At 68.0% G+C, this 23,592-nt stretch carries 20 protein-coding genes; 10 read left to right on the plus strand and 10 right to left on the minus strand.

The window, feature by feature from the left end; genetic code table 11:
- Window positions 1–12: 12 nt before the first annotated feature.
- Window positions 13–1,446, minus strand: coding sequence for an MFS transporter (locus QRN07_RS05095; protein ID WP_285240521.1), 1,434 nt, complete (start codon window positions 1,444–1,446; stop codon window positions 13–15).
- Between the two features lie 86 nt (window positions 1,447–1,532).
- Between QRN07_RS05095 and soxR the strand changes: the two genes are divergently transcribed.
- Window positions 1,533–2,018: a redox-sensitive transcriptional activator SoxR gene (soxR, locus tag QRN07_RS05100; protein WP_050686393.1), complete on the plus strand. Its 486-nt coding sequence runs from the start codon at window positions 1,533–1,535 to the stop codon at window positions 2,016–2,018.
- On the opposite strand, the gene QRN07_RS05105 is transcribed toward soxR, so the two are convergent.
- Window positions 2,006–3,262: an MFS transporter gene (locus QRN07_RS05105; protein WP_082178335.1), complete on the minus strand. Its 1,257-nt coding sequence runs from the start codon at window positions 3,260–3,262 to the stop codon at window positions 2,006–2,008. The genes soxR and QRN07_RS05105 overlap by 13 nt on opposite strands.
- 73 nt (window positions 3,263–3,335) lie before the next feature.
- Here QRN07_RS05105 and trmB point away from each other — a divergent pair, with 73 nt between their 5' ends.
- Window positions 3,336–4,265: a tRNA (guanosine(46)-N7)-methyltransferase TrmB gene (gene trmB / locus QRN07_RS05110; RefSeq protein ID WP_285240522.1), complete on the plus strand. Its 930-nt coding sequence runs from the start codon at window positions 3,336–3,338 to the stop codon at window positions 4,263–4,265.
- Here trmB and QRN07_RS05115 read toward each other — a convergent pair.
- Both QRN07_RS05115 and QRN07_RS05120 read right to left on the minus strand, forming a co-directional pair.
- Complete coding sequence (locus tag QRN07_RS05115) at window positions 4,258–4,704, minus strand: hypothetical protein (protein ID WP_056595589.1); 447 nt, start codon at window positions 4,702–4,704, stop codon at window positions 4,258–4,260. The genes trmB and QRN07_RS05115 overlap by 8 nt on opposite strands.
- A gap of 2 nt (window positions 4,705–4,706) precedes the next feature.
- Entirely contained in the window at window positions 4,707–6,296 is a 1,590-nt protein-coding gene (locus QRN07_RS05120) for a WXG100 family type VII secretion target (RefSeq protein WP_285240523.1), read from the minus strand.
- A gap of 168 nt (window positions 6,297–6,464) precedes the next feature.
- Here QRN07_RS05120 and QRN07_RS05125 point away from each other — a divergent pair, with 168 nt between their 5' ends.
- Together QRN07_RS05125 and QRN07_RS05130 are read left to right on the plus strand one after the other, a co-directional pair.
- Complete coding sequence (locus QRN07_RS05125) at window positions 6,465–7,343, plus strand: DUF1206 domain-containing protein (protein WP_285240524.1); 879 nt, start codon at window positions 6,465–6,467, stop codon at window positions 7,341–7,343.
- Window positions 7,344–7,374: 31 nt separating this feature from the next.
- Window positions 7,375–7,869 carry a type II toxin-antitoxin system RatA family toxin gene (locus QRN07_RS05130; RefSeq protein ID WP_050686385.1) on the plus strand — a complete coding sequence of 165 codons (495 nt, stop codon included), beginning with the start codon at window positions 7,375–7,377 and terminating at the stop codon, window positions 7,867–7,869.
- A 25-nt stretch (window positions 7,870–7,894) separates the two neighbouring features.
- Here the strand turns inward: QRN07_RS05130 and QRN07_RS05135 are convergent, their stop codons facing one another.
- The gene (locus QRN07_RS05135; RefSeq protein WP_285240603.1) at window positions 7,895–8,935 is read right to left on the minus strand and encodes a LacI family DNA-binding transcriptional regulator; all 1,041 of its coding nucleotides are present in this window, start codon (window positions 8,933–8,935) and stop codon (window positions 7,895–7,897) included.
- A 230-nt stretch (window positions 8,936–9,165) separates the two neighbouring features.
- On the opposite strand from QRN07_RS05135, the gene QRN07_RS05140 reads away from it, so the two are divergent.
- The 5 genes from QRN07_RS05140 to QRN07_RS05160 are packed head-to-tail and all read left to right on the plus strand — an operon-like array spanning window position 9,166 to window position 14,290.
- Entirely contained in the window at window positions 9,166–10,389 is a 1,224-nt protein-coding gene (locus QRN07_RS05140; protein ID WP_285240525.1) for a sugar ABC transporter substrate-binding protein, read from the plus strand.
- Between the two features lie 5 nt (window positions 10,390–10,394).
- Window positions 10,395–11,414, plus strand: a complete 1,020-nt coding sequence (locus tag QRN07_RS05145; RefSeq protein ID WP_082483864.1) for a carbohydrate ABC transporter permease — start codon at window positions 10,395–10,397, stop codon at window positions 11,412–11,414.
- A gap of 10 nt (window positions 11,415–11,424) precedes the next feature.
- Window positions 11,425–12,312 (plus strand): carbohydrate ABC transporter permease, encoded by an 888-nt coding sequence (locus tag QRN07_RS05150; protein ID WP_502934780.1) that lies wholly within the window; start codon window positions 11,425–11,427, stop codon window positions 12,310–12,312.
- A gap of 41 nt (window positions 12,313–12,353) precedes the next feature.
- Window positions 12,354–13,133 carry a ThuA domain-containing protein gene (locus QRN07_RS05155; RefSeq protein ID WP_285240526.1) on the plus strand — a complete coding sequence of 260 codons (780 nt, stop codon included), beginning with the start codon at window positions 12,354–12,356 and terminating at the stop codon, window positions 13,131–13,133.
- Complete coding sequence (locus tag QRN07_RS05160) at window positions 13,130–14,290, plus strand: Gfo/Idh/MocA family protein (RefSeq protein ID WP_285240527.1); 1,161 nt, start codon at window positions 13,130–13,132, stop codon at window positions 14,288–14,290. Before QRN07_RS05155 ends, QRN07_RS05160 begins: the two co-directional genes overlap by 4 nt.
- An 86-nt stretch (window positions 14,291–14,376) precedes the next feature.
- Here the strand turns inward: QRN07_RS05160 and yicI are convergent, their stop codons facing one another.
- Window positions 14,377–16,557, minus strand: a complete 2,181-nt coding sequence (gene yicI / locus QRN07_RS05165) for an alpha-xylosidase (RefSeq protein WP_285240528.1) — start codon at window positions 16,555–16,557, stop codon at window positions 14,377–14,379.
- Between the two features lie 5 nt (window positions 16,558–16,562).
- The gene (locus QRN07_RS05170; protein ID WP_285240529.1) at window positions 16,563–18,638 is read right to left on the minus strand and encodes a beta-galactosidase; all 2,076 of its coding nucleotides are present in this window, start codon (window positions 18,636–18,638) and stop codon (window positions 16,563–16,565) included.
- Between the two features lie 25 nt (window positions 18,639–18,663).
- Here QRN07_RS05170 and QRN07_RS05175 point away from each other — a divergent pair, with 25 nt between their 5' ends.
- Window positions 18,664–19,689: a LacI family DNA-binding transcriptional regulator gene (locus tag QRN07_RS05175; protein WP_050686373.1), complete on the plus strand. Its 1,026-nt coding sequence runs from the start codon at window positions 18,664–18,666 to the stop codon at window positions 19,687–19,689.
- Between the two features lie 47 nt (window positions 19,690–19,736).
- On the opposite strand, the gene QRN07_RS05180 is transcribed toward QRN07_RS05175, so the two are convergent.
- The 3 genes from QRN07_RS05180 to QRN07_RS05190 form a co-directional block, all read right to left on the minus strand.
- On the minus strand, window positions 19,737–20,690 hold the full coding sequence (locus QRN07_RS05180) for a carbohydrate ABC transporter permease (RefSeq protein ID WP_050686371.1): 954 nt from the start codon (window positions 20,688–20,690) through the stop codon (window positions 19,737–19,739).
- On the minus strand, window positions 20,687–21,586 hold the full coding sequence (locus tag QRN07_RS05185; protein ID WP_050686369.1) for an ABC transporter permease: 900 nt from the start codon (window positions 21,584–21,586) through the stop codon (window positions 20,687–20,689). Before QRN07_RS05185 ends, QRN07_RS05180 begins: the two co-directional genes overlap by 4 nt.
- A 302-nt stretch (window positions 21,587–21,888) precedes the next feature.
- Window positions 21,889–23,589 (minus strand): extracellular solute-binding protein, encoded by a 1,701-nt coding sequence (locus QRN07_RS05190; protein ID WP_082178333.1) that lies wholly within the window; start codon window positions 23,587–23,589, stop codon window positions 21,889–21,891.
- Between the last annotated feature and the right edge of the window lie 3 nt (window positions 23,590–23,592).

Below are 23,592 nucleotides of genomic sequence, written 5' to 3' on the forward strand. Positions count from 1 at the left end.
CTGGGGAGCCCCCTACCGAACCCGTGTTGCCTTCGGCGCCGGCCGGTCCGCCGCGGGGATCCGGGGCGCCACCACCACGGCAATGGCCGCCAGCAGGGCCGCCAGCCCAAACACGCCCACAAAGCTGCCGCCCATCGCCGCCAACCCGGTGAAGATGATTGCCGTGGCCGCCAGGGCCAGGGCCCCGCCCAACGAGTCGGCGATGCTCATCGCGGAGCTGTTGAAGCCCTGGGTCGCTTTGGTGGACAACGCCAGGGTGAGGACGCTGAGCCGCGGATACACCAGCCCCATTCCCGCTCCGGCAAACACCCAACCGGCAATGGCCACAGCCGCCGGCCAGCCCAGCCACGTGGTCACCAGCGCCACCACCACTGCGCCAAACACGGCTGCGGAGCCAATCCGGATGGCCGTGCGGTGGGCCAGCCGCTCCCCAAGCCTGCCCTGCACGGTGGAAGCCCCCGCCCAGGCCAGCGCGCCAACGGTCAACGTCAGCCCGGCGAACTGCGGTGAAAAGCCGTACCGCTCGATCAGCAGGTAGGGCAGGTACACCTCGGTGCCGAAGAACGCAGCGGAAACCAGGCCCCGGACCAGGATGACGCTGGGCAGCCCGCGGCGCGCCCGAAGGGTCCCGCCGGGAACCAGCGGGCGGACCGCCACCAGGGCCACGGCGACTGCCGCTGCTGCCAGCAGGACGGGCGCCGCGGCAAAGCCGTCCACCCGGACCCCTGCGGACAGGTTCAACCCGAGCACGGCCAGCGCTGCCAGCGCCGCCCAGGCCAGCCGCCCGAATTCCCAAGGCGGCAGCACGGACCCGGCAGGTTCGTGCCGGCCCATCCCGCGGAGGGCCGGGACCAGCATGGCCAGGGCGGGGACCACCAGGAACACCACGCCCAGGAACACCCAGTGCCAGCTCAGGGCGCTCGCCACCACACCGGCGGCGAAGGGACCCACCAGGGACGGGATCACCCAGGCCGCGGAGAATGCGGCAAAGATCCTGGGGTGCAGCGCCGCCGGGTACACCCGCGCCACCATCACGTAAAGCGCCACCGTGATGGCGCCGCCGCCCAGGCCCTGCACCAGCCGGCCGGCCACCAGGACCGGCATGGTGAGGGCAGTCCCGGCGATCACCAGCCCCACCACAAACATGGCCACGGAGAGGTAGAGCGGGGCTGTAGGGCCCCTGCGGTCGGACCAGTTTCCGGCGGCCACCATGCCGATAACGCCCGTGGCCAGTGGCCCTGCGAAGGCCAGGGCGTACAGGGCGGCGCCGTCCAGTTCCCGGCTGACCAGCGGCATGATGGTGGTCACCGCCAGGGACTCGAAGGCGCTCAGGAACACCAGTGCGCAGGCACCGATGGTGACCCACACGTGCGGGCGCTGGAGGATTCCCGGGCTGGCGGGGTCTTGCGGTTTTTCGAGCACGGGTTGGGCCTGTTCGGTGGTCATGGAGGCTACGCTAAGACCTCAACCAAGGTTGAGGTCAAAAGCGCAGCGGGTGCCTGCCTGCGGGCGGCAACGGGTTTGGGGGAAGCATGGCACATGAGGCGGCAACGGCGCACCAGCTCCTGGGCGTCGGCGAGGTGTCGCGCCGCAGCGGCGTCTCGGCGTCGGCCCTGCATTTCTATGAACGCAACGGGCTGGTCAGTTCCGAACGGACGGCCGGAAACCAGCGGCGCTACCGGCGGGACACCCTGCGGCGGGTGGCGTTCATCCGGGTGTCGCAGCGCGTGGGGATTCCGTTGAAGGACATCCTGGCTGCGCTGGAGTCCCTGCCGGAGAGCCGCACCCCCACCAAACGCGACTGGGAACGGCTGTCCCGGCTGTGGCGGTCCGAGCTGGATGCCCGCATCGCGGCGCTGGAACACCTCCGGCACGATCTGGACGGCTGCATCGGCTGCGGTTGCCTCAGCCTGAAATCCTGCCAGCTGCAGAACCCGGGGGACGCATTGGCGGGCGACGGCGACGGGCCGGTCAGGTGGCGCAGCCCCGGCGCGGCCCGCCCGCATCAGTCCACGTAGCGGCGGATGCCGGCGCGGTAGCCGAATACCGCTGCGAGCGCGCCCACCAGCAGGAACATGATGCCAGCGGCAGTGAAAGAGCCGGTGGCCTGATGGAGTTGGCCCACCAGCAGCGTTCCGGTGGAGCCAAGCCCATAGCCCACGCCCTGCATCATGCCGGACAGGTGGGCTGCGGTGTGGCCATCGCGGGTGCGGAGCATGATCATGGTCAACGCGACGGCGGTGAGGCTGCCCTGCCCCAGCCCCAGCAAGCCGGCCCAGGCCCACACCAGGTCCAGCGGGCCGAAGATACTCAGCGCGAACCCGCCGCCGGTCATCAGCGCCACCACCGTGTTGATGGCCCGCTGGTCCCGGAACCGCGCGGCCAGGGCCGGGGCGAACAGGGAGCCCAGCATCTGCAGGCCGATACTGACGGAGACCATCAGCCCGGCCGTGGCACCGTCCACGCCGCGCTCGCGGAGGATGGGCGCCAGCCAGGCGAAGACACTGAAGGACATCATCGCCTGCAGCACCATAAACAGCGTGACCTGCCAGGCCACCGGGGACCGCCACACGTTGGCGCCCCCGCTGTGGACCCGCAGCCGGGCCGGCCGGCTGCGGAGGGCGGCGGGCAGGAAGAGGAGAAGGACGACGGCGGCCGGCACCGCCCAGGCCCACAGCGCCACTGTCCACTCCCCTGTGGCCGTGTACACGGGGTAGGTAAAACCGGCGCCCAGCGCCGCGGACGCGCAGATGGCGGTGGTGTACAGCCCGCCCATCAGGCCCAGCCGGTGCGGAAAGTCCCGTTTCACCAGCCCCGGCAGGAGCACGTTGCACAGGGCGATCGCGGCGCCGCAGGCCGCGGTGCCGGCGAGGAGGGCGGGCAGGTGTCCGGCCCCGGGTCCACTGGTCCCGGGTCCGCCGGCCGGTCGCAGCAGGAGCCCCGCGGTGAGGACCGCCATGGCGCCGAGCAGCACCCGCTCCGGCCCGAACCGGCGGGCCAGTACGGGCGCCAGCGGCGCAAACACCCCCAGCAGCGTGACCGGCACGGTAGTCAGGACCACCACCGCCCAGCCGGGGAGTGCTGCCTGCGCGGTGATTTCCGGCAGGATTGCGGAGAAGCTGGAGAACACGGTGCGCAGGTTCAGCCCGATCAGCACCAGGCACACACCCAGGTAGATGGCCTGCCGCCTGCTGGCGGGCGGGGCATCGCCGCCGGTGCCGGTCCGGGGCCGGCCCGCGGCACGGGCTGCTGCTTCGCTCACCCGCCCATTCTTACAGGCTGCGTGGCCGCCGCCGGAAACCGCTCCGGGGTGCCCGGGAGTTATTCTGGAAGGGATGAGTGAATCCCCAGAATCCCCCCAGCAGCCGCATGTCCCCCGGCCCGTGACGCCCGGGACCCAGGCCTCGTTCGGCACCTACGGCGGCCGGCCGGTCAGCTTTGTGCGCCGCGGCACTCGCCTGCAGGGCCGCCGGCAGGCAGCCTGGGAGGAGCACGCGGAGCGTTGGGCCGTGGATGTGCCCCGGCACATCGCCAACACGTCGGTCCACCCGGACTACACGTTCGACGCGCAGGCGGAGTTTGGCCGCACCGCTCCATTGATTGTGGAAATCGGCTCAGGGCTGGGCGATGCCATCTGCCACGCCGCAGAGGAAAACCCGGACACCGACTTCCTGGCCGTTGAGGTGTACACCCCCGGCTTGGCCAACACCATCATCAAAATCAACAGCCGCGGCCTGAAGAACGTCCGCGTGGTGGAGGCCAACGCTCCCGAGGTCCTGGCCACCATGCTGCCGGCAGGGTCCGTCAGCGAACTGTGGGTGTTTTTCCCGGACCCCTGGCACAAGTCCCGGCACCACAAACGCCGCCTGATCCAGCCCGAATTTGCGGACCTGGCCGCCCGGGCGCTCAAACCGGGCGGGCTGTGGCGCATTGCCACCGACTGGTCGAACTACGCCGTGCACGTCCGGGACGTCCTGTCGGATTCCGTGGACTTCGAGAACCTGCACACCGGCCAGCGCCGCGGCCCCGAGAGCCCGCTGACCCAGGTGTGGCAGTCCGGCGTCGAATCCCTGGTGGGCGGCGCCCCGCTCCGTGAGGGCCGGGCACCGGTCAGCACCGAACACACCGGCCCCAACGAAGGCATCGACGAAACCGGTGGCTGGGCGCCCCGCTTCGAAGGCCGGGTCCGCACCAGCTTCGAGGCCAAGGCGCACGAGGCCGGCCGGCTGATCTTCGACCTCTGTTACCGGCGCCGGCTCAGCTGACCCGGATTCCGGCGACAATCTCCTTGAGCATGTCCAGCCGGGGCTCCACGCCGGCATCGAGGTAGGGCCAGACCACCACAACCCCCAGGAAGCGCCCACTCTCCCACAGGCCCACGGTGGCGGCCACCTTTCCGTTCCCGCCGGCGTCGTTATACCCAACAACGACGGCGTACGCGGCTTTGCCGGGCAGGTTCAGTTCGCCCTCGGCCAGCTGGGTCCCGGCCCGGTCCTCGAGGTAAAAATCAGCCATCAGGTGGGCCCAGCCGTTGGCCTGCGGTGCGCCCTGCACGGACGTGTCATCCTTGATGACCGTCACCAGGACCCCGTTGGCCAGGCCGTACTGTTCGGTGTCCGGACCGGCGGTGGAGTCGTCCAGCGGCTGGGTGTGCGGCGGGAACTCTGCCGTGAAACCCAGCGGCGATTCAATGTGCACGGACATGGTCACAGCCTCTCAAGCGTGGTGTCATTGGGGACTTTATAGTACGTGGAGACGTTGGTGGTGGCCTGGCTTTCGGTCTTGACCTCCACCTCGCCCACCTTCACGTCGATGCCGGCCTCGGTGGAGGCTGTCACCACGTTGTTGACCTGGACAGTGGCGGAACCGGCCTCGTAGAGCCTGGCCGCGTCGGCTGCCGCAGCGGTGTCGTTGCCCAGTGCGACGTTGCGCAGGTAGCTGTCCACCACCGCACGGTTGTCGCCGGAATAGTCCACGTCGATCTTCACGGTGCCCTGCGTTCCCACCGTCACGGAGGACTCCACCTTGGCTGCCTCCACGTCCCCGCCGGCCACCACACCCTGGGCCACGGTGCCGTCCAGGGAAACGGACACGGACTCGATGTTGCTGTCCTTGTCCATGTTGACCTGCAGCCCGCCCGTGCCGGAGGCCTCAAACACGCGGCCGTCCAGGTCAAGCTTGCCCTGGGCCGTCACCTCGGCGGTGGCGGCGGCCGTGCCGTCGGAAAGGTTCCGTTCATACGCCAGGTCCAGCTGGACAGACCCGGAGGCGGCGCCGGCCTCACCCTCGGCGGAGAGGGACAGGGTCCCCTTGGCCTTGTCGGTCTGGCCGGTGGAGCCGTTGTCGTCGGCGGAATCGTTGATGGTGTCCAGGATGTACCCGGGCGGGTTGGAAGCGACGTCCTTGATGTCGCCCACACTGTCCGGGGGAAGGTCGCGGTACATCTGTTCGCGGGCCGCCATGGCTTCCTCCACGCTGCCGAACGTGTACTCGCGGGACACCTCACCGTTCAGCGTCACCCCGGCGGCACCGGAGGGGTCATTAACGCCCAGGCCCATGTTGCCGTAAACCTTCATGGTGGCGGACCCGTCGGCATTCTCCACCACTTCCGTTCCCACTTCAGCGCCGCCGTGGACCCACGCCACCCGCGCTTCGATGGACGCGCTGCCGGTTTCGGAATAGACGGGGATGTCGGCCTTGGCGAGGTCCTGGAGGTGTTCCTTGGCCTGTTCCTGGGCGGCGGCGGGGATGCCGCCGTCCATGCGCATCAGGTCCTCGGCAAAGGGGCCGTCCGCACCCTCCTCTTCGATCAGGTACTGCCGGTCCTCGGCGGAAAGGGACGCCCACCACGCGGCCTGCTCCTCCGGGCTTGCCTTCAGCATCGACGCCAGACCGGACTCCAGCTCACGGCGGTGCTCGGCGGCGGCCTCTGCCTTGGCCGCCTGCTCCTTCAGCCACTCCTTGGCCTGGTCAGCAAAGGACGTGATCCGGTCCCAGGTGCCGCCACCACCACCACTTTCGCCACCGCCGCCCGATGATGAGGCCTGGTCCTGCTCATCGGCGTGCTGGCGCAGGATTTTGGAGTTGGCCCGGAGGCTGGCAACCACCCGTTCCAGGCTGGGGCGGTGGCTGCCGGTCCAGTCCTGGCGGAAACGCTCACCGTCAGTGCCCTTCCACGGCGCCGCCTGGATCTGGCTGTGCAGCGAGGTGGACCTGTTGCCCAGCAGGGCGGCGGCCTGGTCGACCGCTTTAGCCAGGGCGCGCAGCTGGCTGACGTCGGCGCCGTAAAAAGTCATGTGTTCCCCCGGTGACCTTCGCGGTACGTGGTTCGTGCCGCGCTGTGAAGTGCTGGTCTTCATCGTTGCACGGTCGCCCGGCCGGGGCGATGGGGACGGCTCCCCATCACCCCGGCCCATTGCACCGGGAACTACCCCGCGCACCGCCGGCGTGGCACGATTGCATCTGTGTGGGGGAAACTTAGCGCCACACAGCGCTCGCACGGAGGAACAGTCATCAAAAAAGAACTTAAACAGGCAGCTGACACCGCAGAGACTGTCACCAACTCGCGGTCGCTGGAACTGCTGGCACGCGCGGGCTTCGCCGCCAGCGGCGTGCTGCACCTGCTGGTTGGCCTGATCGCCATCCGGCTTGCCATGGGCGGCTCCGGCAGCGCCGACTTCAGCGGCGCCGTTGAGGAACTCTCGGCCCAGCCGGCCGGCCCGTTCCTGTTGTGGGCCAGCTTCGCCGCCTGCGCGGCGCTGGCGCTGTGGCAGGTCAGCGACGCGATTTTCGACTACAACCACCTTCCCACCAAGGACAAAGCCGGCAAGAAGGCCAAGGCAGCGGCGCAGGCAGTGGTCTTCACGGGTCTCGCCCTGACCCTGATGTCCTTCGCCATGGGATCGGGCTCCGGCGGCGATAACAAAAAGACCGCCACGGACCTGACCATCGCCGTGATGAAGGCTCCGGGCGGTGTGGCACTGCTGGTGCTGGTGGGTGTGGGCATCGCCGTCACGGGCGTGGTGTACGCCATCCGCGGCTTGCGTAAATCGTTCGAAAAGCAGCTGCTGATGCCGTCCTCGCACACGGCACGCACCGCCGTGACGGTGCTGGGCGTGGCCGGTTATGTGGCCAAGGGCACGGTCCTGCTGCTGACCGGGATGCTGATCGCCATCGCCACGCTGCGGGCACACCCGGAGGAATCCACCGGCCTGGACGGCGGCCTCCGCGCCCTCCGCGACCAGCCATTCGGGGTGTACCTGCTCGCGGCGGTAGGCGCAGGCCTCATCTGCTATGGCGTCTACATGGTGGTCCGGGCGCGGCTCGCCAAAATGGAGAAGTAGCCCCAGGATCCCCTTTCGCTAGGCTGGAACCATGCCCCAGGTACGCGCCGAACGACTCATCCGCCTCGATCCCGCGACTGTCTTCGCCTTTTCGCAGACCACCGGCGCCTTCCGGCTGAAATGGGACCCGTTCATCTCCGGGCAGGGGTTCCTGGCCGGCGCCACGGCGGCGGGCAAGGGCGTGCAGACCAAAACCCGCTCCCGGCTGGGTCTTGGCATGGTCAGCGAGTACGTTTCCTACGCCCCGCCCCGGAATGTGGGCATGACAATGGTCTCCGGGCCGTGGTTCTTCGGCACGTTCGGCGGCGGCTGGCGTTTCACCCCGCACGACGGCGGCACCAGGGCCGTGTGGAAGTACACCTTTTCCTGCCGCCCACCACTGTTGCGGCCGGTGATGGAGCGGATCGGCACCTGGCTGCTGGGCCGGGAAATCGAGCGCCGCATCGAAGCCTTTGCCAGGGCCTGCGAGGACCCCGCACTGGTGGCGGAATTCCGCACCCTGGCCGCACCGCCGTCGAACGCCTGAGCGCCTAGCCCTGAGGAAACGCGCCCTACTGCACGGCTTCCTCCTGCGCGGGGCCTTCCTGCGCGGGGACGGGACCTGTTGACCCGCCGCCTTCCAGCCGGCACATCACCAGCTCCTGCCGCAGCGACGTGGCCCGGCCTTCCAGCTGGTCAATCAGGGCCGCCACCCCCATCCGGCCAAGTTCGTGTCCCGGGGAGGTCAGCACAGTCAGTTCCGGGTCCACCATGGCAGCCATCTCCGCCGAGGATGCCACGGACAGCACGGACAGGTCCTGGGGAATCCGCCGGCCGGCGCGCCGCAGCCCGCTGGCCAGGCCCGGCGCGGCCTGCTCGTTCTGGACGATCAGCGCCGTAACCCCTGGGTAGGCCGCCAGGATTTCCGCGGCGGCCGCTTTACCGGCGGCCGGGTTCGCCTCGCACGTGAAGGCCGTGGGCACCAGGTCCTGGCGCCGCATTTCCGCTTCGAAGCTGTCCCGCGAGCGGCTGACGGGACCGAAGGCGGCAAGGCTGCGGCTGCCGATGGCGTCATCCAGCAGGGCAATTTTCCGGTGGCCCAGGGCCGTCAGGTGCTGCACCGCAGCCACCAGGGTTTCCTCAAAGTTGATGTCCACGTAGGTGAGCTCCTCCGGCGCCCTGGTGCGGCCGATGAGCGCAAACGGCGTGCCGGATTCCTGCAGTTCCTGCACCCGCGGATCGTCCAGCTCAACCTCCATCAGGAGCACCCCGTCCACCAAGCCGTTGGCCGTCAGTTCGGTGGCCTGGCCGGCCTCGTTGCTGATGGGCCACAGCACCAGGTTGTACCCCAGTTCCCTGGCCGTGGCCGCAGCGCTGGTGAAGAACTGGATCACCGTGCCGCTCATGGAATGCTGCAGGGCCGGGAACAGCAGCGCAATGATCCGCGTGCGTTTGCTGGCCAGGGCACGTCCCACGGCGTTGCGCCGGAAGCCCAGTTCCCGCATGGCGGCTTCCACTTTTTCCCGGGTCCTGGCCGAGACGGGTTTGGTGTTGTTGATGGTGAACGACACCGTGGCGATCGAGACGTTCGCATGGCGTGCAACGTCCTGCATGGTGACCACGGCAGATCCTTTCGGAGGGAAATCCCGGGGAACGCACGACGGGACGTGCCGGCGGCACCCTTCCAGTAAAGCGGTTAACTTTTTCCTTGACAAGGCCGGGCGGACGGCCCCAGACTCTTCTAAAGCCTTCCACCCAAATCCCGGCCCGCAGCGGGTCGAACCATCGGTTAAGCGCTTTACTGAAGCTGTGACGATCCCGTGAACCGGCAAAGGAGCCACCCATGAAAACACCCCGCAGGATAGCCTCGCTCACCGCCCTTGCAGCCCTGGCACCGCTCGCCCTGGCCGGCTGCAGCAGCGGAGGCGGGGCCGGCGGCGGCGGCGACGTGGACAGCCTCAGCATTGTTGACTACTACAACAACGACCCGGACAAGTCCCTGGTCCAGGCGGCCCTGGACCGCTGCGCTGCGGACCTCGGGGTGAGCATCAACCGCGAGACCGTGCCCGGCAAGGACCTGATCCAGAAGGTGCTGCAGCGTGCATCCTCGAAGACGCTCCCGGACGTGCTGATGCTGGATAACCCGGACGTCCAGGAAATTGCGGCCACCGGCGGCCTCTCCCCGCTCAGCACCTACAACGTGGACACGTCCGGCTTTGCCGACGGCATCCTCGAAGCTGCCACCTACGAAGGTGAGGTCTATGGCCTCGCCCCCACGGTCAACACCCTGGGCATCTACTACAACAAGGACCTGCTGCAGGCTGCCGGCGTTCAGCCGCCCACCACCTGGGAGGAACTGAAGGCTGCGGCGGCCAAACTCACCGAAGGCGACCGCTACGGCGTCGCGTTCTCCGGCATCGCCACCTATGAGGGAAGCTGGCAGTTCCTGCCGTTCATGTGGTCCAATGGCGGCGACGAGACGGACCTGACCAGCCCCAAGGTGTCCCAGGCCCTCTCGCTCTGGCAGGACCTGGTGACCGGCGGCTCCGCCTCCGCATCCGTGATCAACTGGTCACAGGCGGACGTCAAGGACCAGTTTGTGGCCGGCAAGGCCGCCATGATGGTCAACGGCCCCTGGCAGATCCCCGCGCTGCGCAAGAGCCCGGACCTCGCCTGGGACTCCGTTAAGATCCCCGTGCGCGAAGCCGGCCAGGAATCCGTGGCGCCGCTGGGCGGCGAAGTCTGGACCGTGCCTGAGACAGGCAACAAGGCCAAGCAGGCCAAGGCGGCGGAGTTCGTCGAATGCATCAGCAGCGACGAAAACCAGCTCGCCCTGGCGGAGGCCCGCTTCACTGTGCCCACCAGGACGGCGCTGGCCGGGGAGTACGTGTCGCGGGTCCCGGAAATGGCCAGTTTCACCGAACAGGTGGCTACGGCCCGCTCCCGGACCGGCAAACTCGGCGAGGCCTGGCCGGAGGCCGCCACCGTCATCTACGACGCCATCCAGCTCGCACTGACCGGCAAGGCCAGCCCTGCCGACGCCTTCAAACAGGCCTCGGCGGGGTAACGGCCATGAACCGCACGCAGGATGTGCAGGGCACGACGGCGGAAGGCGGGGTGGGGGTGCATCCGGAACGTCCCGGGGTGGCTGAGGGCGCCGCCGCACGGGAGCCCGGGGCAACGAACGCCGTCGCGCCCCGGGGCAGGAAGGTGACCCGCGAAGCCGTGACCCGGCTGCTGTTCGTGGCACCGGCAGGCCTGTTTCTGGTGCTGTTCTTCGGCTACCCGGTGGTTAAGAACATCACCATGAGCCTGCAGGACTACACCACCAAGACGTTCTTCACCGGCGAGGCCCCCTGGGTGGGGCTGGCCAACTACGCCACCGTGGTGAACAGCAACCTGTTCGGTCCGGCCATGGTCAACACGGCACTGTTCACCATCGGCTCCATCGCGGGGCAGTTTGTGATCGGCCTGGCGCTGGCCTGCTTCTTCCGGCGGCGCTTCCCGCTGAGCAACTTCCTGCGTGCCATGCTGCTGCTGCCCTGGCTGCTGCCTTTGATCGTCAGCAGCGCCACCTGGCGCTCCATCCTGGACCAGGACAGCGGCATCCTCAACCAGTTCCTCACCAGCCTGGGCATCATTTCCCAGCCCGTGCCCTGGCTGACCAGCCCAACGGTGGCACTGATCGCCGTCGTGATGGTGAATATCTGGGTGGGCATCCCGTTCAACGTGACCATCATCTACGGCGGCCTGCAGGACATCCCCGATGAACTGTATGAGGCAGCTGCCCTGGATGGCGCCACGGGCTGGCGGGCGTTCCGGCATATCACCTGGCCCAACCTGCAGCCCGTGGTCAGCGTGGTGCTGGTGCTCGGCGTGGTCTACACCATCAAGGTCCTGGACATCATCCTGGGCCTGACCAACGGCGGTCCCGCCAATGCCACCCAGACCCTGTCCATCCGCTCCTACCAGGAGTCGTTCACCAACTTCGAATTCGGGGTGGGTGCAGCGTTCAGCAACATCCTGATCCTGATTTCGCTGGTGTTCGCCGTGATCTACCTGCGCGCCAACCGGCGCGCGGTGGATGAGTAAGGAGGCCGCCATGACCACCATGGACCCCACAGCCACCCGGACCCGGACCCGGACAACCGGCACCGGCACCGGACGCACCGGCACCGCAAAAACCGAGCTGCGGAACGCCGCGTACACGGGCCTGGGCATCGTTTTCCTGGCCGTAATGCTGTTTCCCGTGTACTGGATGGTGAACGCCTCCCTGCAGCCCTCCGGCAACACCCTGACCGCCGGCTTTTTCCCGTGGAACCCCAGCTTCGACGGGTATGCCCGCGCCATCGCCGAGCAGGGCCCCAACCTGCTGACCAGCCTTGCCGTGTCCCTGGGAACGGTGGTGTTCAGCCTGGCAGTGGCGGCACCGGCCGCCTACGCGCTGGCCCAGTTCCGCTACAAGTGGGTCAACCTGGCCCTGCTGGCCATCCTGGTGTCCCAGATGATCCCGGGGATCGTGATCGCCAACGCCCTGTACACGGCGTACAACGACCTGGGCCTGCTTAACAGCATCCCGGGCCTCATCCTGGCGGACTCCACCCACGCCATCCCGTTTGTCATCCTCATCATGCGGGCTTTTATGACGGGCATTCCCACCTCCATCGTGGAGGCGGCCCGGGTGGACGGCGCGGGGCTGGTGCGCTCGTTCGTCTCGATTGTGCTGCCCATCAGCAGGAACTCGCTCATCACCGCAGGGCTCTTCGCGTTCCTGTTCTCCTGGAGCGACTTCCTCTTTGCCCTGACCCTGACCACCACGGATGAGGTGCGGCCGGTGACCCTTGGCATCTACCAGTACCTGGGGACACAGGTCTCCAACTGGAGCGCCGTGATGGCCACCGCCGTCCTGTCCTCCCTGCCGGCGATCGCCCTGCTGATCCTGGCCCAGAAATACATTGCGGCCGGCGCCACCGGCGGAGCCGTCAAATAACCATCGCCCGCACGGGCAGATCCAACCAGTTAGGAAAACGAATGACGCACACCACCGAGCCCGTCAGGGTCCTTGTCTGGGGCGAAAACCGCCACGAACAGGAACAGCCGCACGTCGCCGCCATCTATCCCGCCGGCATGCACACCACCATCCGCGAAGGCATCGAGGAGAACCTCGGCGTCAACGCCAGGGTCCGCACCACCACCCTGGCCGAGCCCGAGCACGGCCTCACCGAGGAAGTCCTGCGGGACACCGACGTGCTGGTCTGGTGGGGCCACGCCGCCCACGGCGAAGTCTCGGATGAGGTGGTGGAGCGTGTGCACCGGCATGTGCTGGCCGGCATGGGCCTGCTGGTCCTGCACTCGGGGCACTGGTCCAAGATCTTCGGCAAGCTGATGGGCACCTCCTGCACGCTGCGCTGGCGCTCCGGGCAGGACCGCGAAATCGTCTGGACCGTGGACCCCACACACCCCATCGCACAGGGCATCCCGCACCCGTTCATCATCCCGGCCCAGGAAATGTACGGCGAGTTCTTCGACATCCCGGTCCCCGACGAGCTGGTGTTCCTGAGCACCTTCAGTGGCGGCGAGGCGTTCCGCAGCGGCTGCACCTTCAAGCGCGGTTACGGCAGGATCTTCTTCTTCAGCCCGGGCGACCAGGACTACCCCGTGTACCACCACAAGGACGTCCGGCGGGTAATCGCCAACGGGGTCAGCTGGGCCAGGACGCTCCGGCCCGAACGCACCGATCCGGTGCTGCTGCGGTACGAAACCGAGGACTTCTACTCGGGCCACGGCTACCAGGGGGCGATGCACAATTGAGCGCCTTCGAACCTGACTTCGCGGTCCTCCCCCGGGCGACGCCGCTCAAGGTGGTCCAGGTGGGCGCCGGCGGCATGGGCAGGGCCTGGATCGCCGCCCTGCAGGCCAACCCGGACGTGGAACTGGTGGGCCTGGTGGACCTGGACCTGGCCACCGCCCGGGCCGCCGTGCAGGAAGCCGGCCTGGCAGGGCTGGTCCTGGGCACCAGCGTTGCCCAGGTTGCCGCTTCCACCGGCGCCGAAGCAGTTGTGAACGTCACCGTCCCGGCCGCCCATCATCCCGTGAACGTGGAGGCACTGTTCGCCGGCCTGCCCGTGCTGTGTGAGAAGCCGGTGGCCCCTACAGTGGCCGAGGGCCTGTCCCTGGCGGCGGCCGCGGAAGCCAGCGGGCAGCTGCTGATGATCAGCCAGTCCCGCCGGTACTTCCACGGCCTCACCCAGCTCAAAGCGGCTGCCGGCCAGCTGGGCGGCATTGGCGTGGTCACCACCGAATTCTTCAAGGCCCCGCACTTCGGCGGCTTCCGCGAGGAAATGGCGCACGTGCTGCTGGTGGACATGGCCATCCACCAGTTCGACGCCGTCCGCTTCCTCCTGGACCAGGACCCCGTCTCCGTCTACTGCGAGGAGTTCAACCCCGCCTGGAGCTGGTACAACGGGAACGCGGCAGCCACCGCCGTCTTCCAGATGAGCGGCGGTACCCGGTACACCTACACGGGCAGCTGGTGCGCCGACGGGCTGGAGACCTCCTGGAACGGTGCCTGGCGCGTCAACGGCGCCGGTGGCACTGCCCTGTGGGACGGTGCCGGCGAACCGCTGGTGGCCGCCTTATCCGGTCCGGTTGCGCTGGAGCCGGCCAGCCATGCCGAGGAGATTTCCGGCGCGCTGGTGGAATTTGTGTCCGCCCTGCGGACCGGGACGGTTCCGTCCGGGGAGGTGCACTCCAACGTGCTCAGCCTTGCCATGGTGGAAGCTTCAGTGCAGTCTGCCGGCCGGCAGGAAAAGGTACTCATCAGAGACGTGCTGGACCGGGCCTATGCGGAGGCGCTGGCCGCCGAGCGGCGCCCCGATGTCCGGGCCACACTGGCGTCCTGGGAAACACCGCACGCCCGGATCGGCGGGCCGCGGCACGTGGAGCCGGCAGGCAGCCGGGCCGGCTGACGCAGGACAGGCATCTCCTGCCCCCGGACCAAAAGCCCGCCTCCCAATCCGGGAGGCGGGCTTTTGTGCGCCGGGGATTATGGGCCTCAGACCACCCGGGCCGCCACGGCACCGCTGCTGACAGTGACCTCGAACTGCGTGCTGGTGCCGTCCGGGGACGGCACGGCGATCCGGCGGGATCCGTCAGCAGCATTGAACGCCTTGAACACCATTTCCGTGGCCCAGTCGTAGTCCGGCCGGTCCGAGACCGTGCCCAGCGGCAGCACCGCGCCTTCCCGGACCCACGTGGCGGCCTGCATCACCGTGTACTCCTTGCGGTGCCAGCGCGGGCCGGCCAGCTGCTCGCCGGTTTCCAGGTGCGTCCAGGTTCCTTCAGGAAGGTAGAAGGACACGGTCCCTGAGGGGTCCATGACAGGTGCCACCAGAAGGTCCGGGCCCAGCATGTACTGCCGGTCCAGGTGCGCGCAGCCCGGATCGCCGGGGAACTCCATAAAGAGCGGACGCATCAGGGGGATGCCCTGGGTGTAGGCCTCTTCCGCCGCTGTCTGCAGGTAGGGCATCAGCCGCATCTTCTGTTCGGTGAAATGCCGCAGCACATCCACGGACTCCTCATCCACCAGCCACGGAACACGGTACGAGTTGGAGCCGTGCAGCCTCGAGTGTGAGGAGAGCAGGCCGAAGGCGATCCAGCGCTTGAAGATCTCCGGCTCAGGGGTGCCTTCGAAGCCGCCGATGTCGTGGCTCCAGAACGAGAAGCCGGACGCCGCCAGGGACAGTCCGCCGCGCAGCGATTCGGCCATGGCGGCAAACGTCGATTCGCAGTCGCCGCCCCAGTGCACCGGCATGGTCTGCCCGCCGGCGGTGGCGGACCGGGCAAAGACCACGGCCTGGCCTTCCCCGAGCTCCTTGGCCAGCAGGTCGAACACCGTCCGGTTGTAGAGCTGGGAGTAGTAGTTGTGCATCCGTTCCGGATCGGACCCGTCATGCCAGGCCACGTCCGTGGGGATGCGCTCGCCGAAGTCGGTCTTGAAGGAATCCACGCCCTGGCCCAGCAGTCCGCGGAGTTTGTCCTGGTACCAGAGCACGGCGTCCGGGTTGGTGAAGTCCACCAGGCCCATTCCTGCCTGCCACATGTCCCACTGCCACACGGACCCGTCAGGCCTTTTCACCAGGTAGCCCCGTTCCAGGCCTTCCTTGAACAGGTACGAACGCTGGGCGATGTAGGGGTTGATCCACACGCAGACCTTCAGGCCGCGTTCGTGCAGCCGGGCCAGCATGCCCTCGGGGTCCGGGAAGGTGGCCGGGTCCCAGATGAAGTCGCTCCAGTGGAAGGAGCGCATCCAGTGGCAGTCGAAGTGGAACACGGACAGCGGCAGGTTCCGCTCGGCCATGCCGTCGATGAAGGAAGTGACGGTCTTTTCGTCGTAGTCGGTGGTGAAGGAGGTGGACAGCCACAGCCCGTAGGACCAGGCGGGGATCCGGGCCGGCCGGCCCGTGAGCTCCGTGTACCGCCGGATGATGTCCTTGGGCGAGGGGCCGTGGATCACAAAGTACTGCAGCCGCTGGCCCTCGACGCTGAACTGGGTCCGGGACACCACCTCGGATCCCACCTCGAAGGAAACCTTCTCGGGGTGGTTCACAAACACGCCGTAGCCGTCGTTGGTGATGAAGAACGGCACGTTTTTGTAGGCGAGGTCGCTGGAGGTGCCGCCGTCCTCGTTCCAGATGTCCACCGACTGCCCGTTTTTCACAAAGGCGCCGAACCGCTCCCCCAGGCCGTAGACATTGGTGCCCACGCCGAGGCTGAGCTGTTCGTGCACAAAGCTGCGCCCGGCGTCGTCCGTAATGACCCCAACGCTGCGCGCGGTGGAACCGGTGAGCAGCCTGCCGTCGCCCAGGAATTCGACCCCCCAGTCCCCTGACGTGCTGATCCGTGCCGTCAGGCCGCCGGATATGATGCTGGCCGTGCCGTCGCTGTCCGCCGTGGACAGTTCCGGGGCCGCGCCGGTGCGGTTGACGCCGAAGTGGGGTCCGCGGTCCAGGCCGCCCTGGTGGTGCTCGATGGTCACCCCGATCACGTCCGGCATCGGCGCCTCGAACGTCACCGTGAGCTGGGGCAGGTTCAGGGCGTCACCGCGGGAGGCGATGCGTTTGGTGGGGGCGTAAACCGTGAGGGTCCCGTCGCCGGCCACCACTTCGGCGACGTCGCGGGGGTGCAGCGCTGAGTAGCCCTTGCGGTACAGCCAGTAGCCGTCAGTGAATTTCATGGAGGTCAGTGTCCGTTCTCAGTGGGGGCGGGGGTGGCTTTGAGGACCAGGGCGCCGTAGGGCTCCAGGACCAGGTGGGGGCCGTGCGCGGCGCCCGTGAGCACGTCCACGGATTGTTCCGTGAGGTGCACGGCGCGCGGTTCCGGGCTGTGGTTCAGCAGGAAATGGCAGGTTCCGCGGGTGGCAAGTTCGACGTCGGAGGGCAGTTCGCCAACCACCGGTGAGGCCAGGCCGGCGGCAGCAAGCGCGTCCCCCACCAGGAGCGCCAGGGCGGCGTCCGGCAGGTCCGCCCCGGCGTACCAGGCGGTGCCGCGGCCGTGGCTGTTGCGGACCACCGCGGGTTTTCCGGCCAGGGCTCCTTCCGTGAAAGTGGCCACGGCGGTGGCTCCCGGCGCGTCCAGGCGCAGGTCCTCGGACCAGCTGGCCGCGGCCAGGCCAGACAGCCTGGAAAGGGGGGCGGAGCCGGGTGTTCCCGCGGCCGGTGCCGCACCGAAGTCCAGTCCCACCGGGCCTGCCAGTGGGCGCCATTCCTCGCCGCTGGCCCCCAGCATTCCGGCCAGCACCGACGGGAACCGGCCCTGGCGGAGGTGGCCGTTGCCGTCCGCCACACCGCTGAACGGGCCCACCACGGCGCTGCCGCCCCGCTCCACCCAGCCGGCCAGGCGGGCGGCGTGCTCGTCGCGCAGAAGGAAAAGGCTGGGAACCAGGACCAGGTTGAACCGGTCCAGGTCGGTGCCGGGGTGCACCACTTCGGCGGAAAGGCCCCGGCGCAGGAGCTGCCGGTGGTAGGCCTGCAGTTGGTCCAGTACGGCCAGCCGGTCCGACGGGCGGTCCGGTGCTTCCGCCGCCCACCAGCTGTCCCAGTCAAACAGGATGGCGATCGGCGCGGGTGCGGGTTCGCCGGCCAGGAAGCGGAGCTCCTGGAGGCCGGAGCCCAGGGCTGCCACCTCGCGGAATACGCGGGTGTCGGCGCCGGCCAGGGGCACCACGGCGGAGTGGAAGCGTTCGGCGCCAAAGGCGGACTGGCGGAACTGGAAGAAACAGATCCCGTCCGATCCCCGGGCCAGGGCGGAATACGAGTCGACCCTGAGCGCGCCCGGGTCCTTGGCCGTGTTGTGCGGCCGCCAGTTGACGGCGGAGGTGGCGGATTCCATCAGCAGCCACGGGTTCCCGCCGGCCAGTCCGCGGCAGAGATCGTGCGTCAGGGCGCCGAGTTCCCAGGTGTGGGGCTGCGCCGGGTCCGTGTACCAGTTGTTGCCCACAAAGTCGGCTTCAGCGGCGAAGCTGAAGTAGTCGGCGCCGCGGAAGAATCCCATCAGGTTGGTGGTGATGGGCACCAGGGGCGACTGGCTGCGGATCACGTCCCGTTCCGCTGTGAACAGGCTGAGCAGCGCGTCGGAGGTGAAGCGCCGGAAATCCAGGAGCTGGGTGGGGTTGTGCAGGTAGGGGGCGCTGCGCGGCGGCAGGATCTCGTCCCACCCGCTGTACCCCTGGCTCCAGAACGTGGTGCCCCAGGCGGTGTTCAGCTCTGCCAGCGAACCGTAGCGGCGGCTGAGCCAGTCCCGGAAGGCTGCGGCGGTTTCGTCGTCGTAGCTGATCTGTCCCAGTTCGTTGCCCACGTGCCACATGGCCACTGCGGGATGGCTGCCGTAGCGGGCGGCGAGCGCGGCCGTGACCTTCAGGGCGGCGCTGCGGTATTCGGCCGACGACGGCGAGAACTGGTTGCGCGAGCCGTACCAGAGGGTGGCGCCTGACTCATCCGTGGGCAGCGTTCCTGGGTGGCGGTGGCCCAGCCACGGCGGCGGGGAGGCGGTGGGCGTGGCAAGGCACACGTTGATGTTGCCCTGGTGCAGCAGATCCAGGATGCGGTCCAGCCAGCCGAAGTCCCAGGTGTGTTCGGTGGGCTGCAGCCGCGCCCAGCTGAAGACGCCCACGGTGACCAGGTTGATCCCGGCTTCCTGCATCAGCCGGATGTCCTCCGGCCAGTTCTCCTCCGGCCACTGTTCGGGGTTGTAGTCGGCTCCGAACAGCAGGCCGGTGCGGTCCGTGATGCTGCTCAGGCCGTGGCTGCGAAGTTGCATGGGATTCCTTGGTTAAATGGGGGGTATGAGCAATCGAAAGGCTTCAACGGCGGCCACCATCAGTGACGTGGCCAAGGAAGCCGGCGTGTCCACGAGTACCGTGTCCTACGTGATGAGCGGCAACCGTCCCATCTCGCAGGAGACCCGTGATGTAGTCGAAGCAGCGATGCGGCGGCTGAAATACAGCCCCCGGTCCAGTGCCCGCGCGCTGGCGTCCAGCAGGTCCAATGTCCTGGGCCTGGTGGTCCCCCTGCGGGCGGATGTGAACGTGGGCGTGGTGATGCAGTTCGTGACCGCCGTGGTCACCACCGCCCGGACCCACAACCAGGACGTCCTGCTGCTGACGCAGGACGACGCCGGCAGCATCGAACGGGTGACATCGCAGTCCATGGTGGATGGCCTGGTGATGATGGACATCGAGGCCAGGGATCCGCGCATCCCGCTGCTGGCGAGGCTGCAGAAGCCGGCGGTCCTGATCGGGATGCCTGACGATCCGCGCGGCCTGAGCTGCGTGGACTTCGACTTTGCCGGGGCGTCCCGCACAGCGGTCCGGCACCTGGCGGAGCTGGGCCACCGGAGCATCGCGTTCATCGGTTCGCCGCCGGCGTCGCTCCGCCGGCATGCCACCTATGCGGACCGGGCCCTGGCGGGCTTCGAGGATGCGTGCCGCTCCCTTGAGATCCAGGACCTGGCCGTGGCCTGCGAGGCCAATTCGAAGGACCTGGCCAAGGCACTCGACAAGATCTTCGCCGCACCGCATCCTGCCACCGCGCTGCTGGTCCACAACGAGGGCCTGCTTCCCATCCTCCGCGAGAACCTCGCGGCCCGCGGCCTGGCTATCCCTGACAACATCTCGGTGGCGGTGATCGCGCCGGCTGACGTGGCCGCGGCAGCCGTCCATCCCTGGACGGCCGTGTCCATCCCGGCCATGGACATCGGCCGGGCCGCCGTGGAGATGGTGATGGACCGGCTCAGCCTGGCCAAACCCGCAGAGCTGCGGCTGATCGCCCCCACCCTGTCGGAGGGCGAGACCACCTCGCCGGCCCGTTAGCGGACTAGCTGGTTCCGGCCGTTGTCCTGGCCGTTGTCCAGGGGCCGTCATCCCTTGACCGCGCCGATCATCACGCCCTTGGTGAAGTGCTTCTGCACAAAGGGGTACACAATCAGGATGGGCACCATGGCCAGCACAATGACGGCCATCTGCAGCGCGGGACCGGCCGCCGCGCCGGAGCCCACATCCACCTGGCCGGGCACCGAGACACCCTGGAGCACGTAGGAACGCAGCACCACCTGGAGCGGGTTCATGGAGCTGTCGTTGATGTAGAGGATGGCGTTGAAGAAGGCGTTCCAGTAGCCCACGCCGTAAAACAGTGCGATCACGGCCGTCACGGCCTTGGACATGGGCAGCACGATCTGCGTCAGGGTGCGCCATTCGCTGGCCCCATCGATCCGGGCACTGTCCAGGATGCCGCGGTCGATCCCCATAAAGAATCCGCGCAGGATGATGATGTTGAACACCGAGATGCAGCCCGGCAGGATCAGCGCCCAGTACGTGTTGATCATGCCCAGCCCGGACACCAGCAGGTAGGCGGGAATGATGCCGGCACTGAAGAACATGGTGATGAGCAGCGTGAACAGGATGGGCGTGTGGGCAAACGATCCCGGCCGGGACAGCCCGTAGGCGCAGAGGATCGACACCAGCATGCTGAGCGCGGTGCCGGTTGCCGTGATGCCCACACTGACCAGCACCGCACGGGTGACCACCCCGCCGCTGAGGATCTGCTGGTAGGCGGCGAAGGAGATTTCGCCCGGGACCAGGACCAGCCCGCCGGCCCTGGTGATGGTGCCTTGGGAGGAAATGCTGGTGAGGACAATGGTGTAGAGCGGCCCCAGCACTGCCAGGACCACCACGGCGAGCACCACCACTTTGCCGATCTTCGCCCCGGCGCCGGGCTCTTCGTCCCAGACGGGCCGTTCAGGCTTGATCCGCGGCGGACGGGCGGGTTTGCCGGGCCGGGCGGAGACGGGGGTTTTGCTGGTCAGGATGCTCATTTGGAGTAGACACCGCTCTCACCGAAGATGTGGGCAATTTTGTTGGCTGTCAGGATCAGGGCCAGGCTCACCAGGCCCTTGATCAGCCCGGCAGCGGCCGCGTAGCTCCAGTCGCCGTTCTGCACGCCGGTGTAATAGACAAACGTGTCCAGGACCTCGGACGCCCCTGCGCCTACGGCATCGCGTTGCAGGATCATCTGTTCGAACCCCACGGTCAGGGAATCACCGAGGCGCAGGATCAGCAGCAGCACAATGACGCTGCGCAGGCCCGGCAGGGTGACGTGCCACATCCGCTTCCACCGGCCGGCGCCATCCACGGCAGCGGCCTCGTACTGGGCCGGGTCGATGGCACTCAGGGCCGCCAGGAACACGATGATGCCCCAGCCGGCGTCCTTCCAGACAGCCTGGGAGGTCAATAGGAACAGGAACGTGTCCGGGTTGGTCATGATGTCCACCGCCTGCCAGCCGTTGGCTCGCAGGGACTGGTTAAGCAGCCCGGCGCCGCCGAAGATCTGCTGGAAAACGGACACCACCAGGACCCAGGAGAAGAAGTGCGGCAGGTACACCACGGCCTGGATCACTGACCGCAGGCGCGGGTTGACCAGGGAGTTCAGCAGCATGGCCAGGGCAATGGGGATGGGGAAAAAGAACACCAGCTGGAAGGCCGTTATCACCAGGGTGTTCCGGACGGCGTGCCAGAAGTCGGCGTCGGCCAGGACTCGGGTGAAGTTTTCCAGTCCCACCCAGGGGCTGTCCGGGATGCCCACGTACGGGGAGTAATCCTGGAACGCCACCACGTTGCCCAGCATGGGCAGGTAGGCGAAGACCGCCAGCAGAAGCACCGCGGGCAGTGCCATCAGCACCAGGGAGCGGTCCCGTTTGAACCGCAGCCGCAAGTTGGCCCTCGGCCTGGTCCCGTCGCCTGTTTTTGCGGGGCCTGTTTTTGTAGGGCCCGTTTTTGTAGGACCCGTTTTGTTGGTGCCTGTTCCCTTGGCGCCCGCGCCGGGGGATCCGGCGGCTGCTGTCCCGGCCACGGCTCCCCCGGCCCGCCCGCTGCCGCGGCCCGGCACGGCCGGTGGCGTCGCCGTCGGCCGCTCCCCGGCGGCTGCTGTCCCGGCCGCCGCCGGACGCAGGCCCGCCTCCTGCGCCGGGGTGGCTGCTGCGCCGCTTTCCGTCCCTGTGCCCGTGCGTGCCACGGCTATGCCAGGAATCCGGCGTAGAAGTCGCGGAGTTCGTCGCCACCCTTGCTCTTCCAGGAAGCGAGTTCGCTGTCCAGGTCCTTCATGGTTTTGCGGCCACGGATGATGTCCTTGGCCAGGTCATCGAACGGCTTGCCGAGGGAACCGTACTTGGCCGGCTCCTGGATCTGGACGCCGAAGAAGACATCCTCCACCACGTTCGGGGCCTGCCGGGCTTCCCAGCCGGACTGTGCCTGCACCAGCCCGGGGTACTGGACCATGGAGTTGACCACCGGGGGGCTGACCAGGAACGCGTAGGTGCTGGTGACCTCGGTGCTGCCTTTGTCGGTGGCCTTGGGCACGCCCTGGGCGTCGCGGGTGAAGTGCACCCCTTCCACGCCGTTGTTGATCAGGACGTGTTCCTCGGTGCCGAACGGGGCGGCCATGAAGTTGGCCAGGGCCAGCATCTCCTCCACCTTTGCGGCGTCCGCCTTTTTGATGAAGCTGAAGATTGCGGCCGGCTGCGCGCGGAACAGCGTGGGCTTGCCGCCGTCCGGGGCGAAGTAGTCCATGGGCTGCTGGTCGAAGGACGGGTTGGTGGGCAGGACCCGGGCCAGGGCCTCGTGCCAGCCGCCCATGCCGTCGGATGCCATCAGGGTGGCACCGGATTCGAAACGCTGCTTGGCCTGCTGGGCGTTGCCTGCCACGGCGTCCGGGTGGACGGAGCCGTCCGCGAACAGCTTGGCGGTCCACTCGAGGGCCGCCCGGTACTCGTCCGTTTCGAACTTGTTCTGCAGCGTGCCGCCCACTTTTTTCCACTTGGGGACCACACCGTGCATGATCTGGGCACCGGTCCAGACGTCCTCGGAGCCCCAGCGGTTCTTGGATTCGTCGGTGAGTTCCTTGGCCACCTTGCGGAAGTCGTCGGCCGACTTGGGCGGTTCCACACCGAGCTGCTTGAAGAGGTCCGCGCGGTAGAAGAGGGCATCGGAGATGAGCGCGCCGGGGTACGGCAGGCCGTAGAGGCCACCTTCGAAGCACCCCATCTTCCAGGCCGCGGTGGGGATGTTGGCGAGGTTGGGGTACTTGTTGACCTTGTCGCCGGCCAGGAACTGCGACAGGTCCTGGAAAACGCCGGCGGCGGCCTGGCCGAAGCGGGGCGGCAGGTTCCAGGCCGGGATAACCATCCAGTCCGGCACGTCCTTGGGCGAAGCCAGGACGGTCTGCACCTTGTCCGCGTAGGCGTTGCCGTCGTTCACCTGGAAGTTGACGGTGGCGCCGAGCTTCTCATTGACCGCCTTGTAGTAGCCGTTCTCCGGAAGCGCCGGCGGCACGGCCCACCAGGCGGGGGTCATGGCGGTGTAGGTTCCGCCGCTGCCCGGGGTTTTGGCCACGGACTTCACCAGCGACGCCGGGACGCTGGTGAAGCCGGGGGTGGACCCGTTCACGGAGGCGATGTCCGGTTTCAGCAGCTCCAGCGGCTTGTAGGCCGGGACCAGCTTGGCCACGGTTTCAGCCAGGCTGCCGGAGGAGGTGGCCTGCGGTGCGGCGGTGCCGGAGCACGCGGTGAGCGCCGCGGGGGCCGCAGCCAGGAACACTGCGCCGCTGAGGATCCCCAGGAATGACCGGCGGTTTACAGCAGGGGATGCAGCCTCACCGAGCAACTGACCGGCTGTTTTTCGTGGGTGGCCCGTTGCGGGATCAACATGGGAACTGCGCATAAC

The sequence above is a fragment of the Pseudarthrobacter sp. MEB009 genome, from assembly GCF_030208875.1.
GTDB lineage: Bacteria > Actinomycetota > Actinomycetes > Actinomycetales > Micrococcaceae > Arthrobacter.